Source organism: Pseudomonas sp. SIMBA_068 (assembly GCF_046534705.1).
Classification (GTDB): Bacteria; Pseudomonadota; Gammaproteobacteria; order Pseudomonadales; family Pseudomonadaceae; genus Aquipseudomonas; species Aquipseudomonas putida.
Genome location: NZ_JAWRYI010000889.1, coordinates 1 through 259, shown reverse-complemented (window position 1 = coordinate 259; position 259 = coordinate 1). Strand labels below are relative to the sequence as shown.

Annotated in this window: 1 pseudogene; it reads right to left on the bottom strand. The window is 34.7% G+C overall.

The window, feature by feature from the left end:
• Positions 1-207, bottom strand: a pseudogene (locus SB756_RS31930) (hypothetical protein); the annotation flags it as partial.
• Positions 208-259: the final 52 nt, after the last annotated feature.

The window sequence follows — 259 nt, the reverse complement described above, 5'->3', positions numbered from 1 at the left end:
GCTGTTTGCGTAAACGGGAGGATGAGAACTAATACGCTTCGTTTCTTTATAATTATTGATCATATAAAATTTGCGCAAATGATTGTTTCCTTGATATATTGAAACCATCCGCAGGTCCGCATAGGAAATGGCATGATCATCTGTCAATACTTTAATCAAGCCTGCAGGTTTTTTTGCGGATGTATCAGGTGATGATGTATTTTTCAAAGCACATCCTGATAGTAAAAAAAACATAAGACATAGTAGAGTTTTCATATTA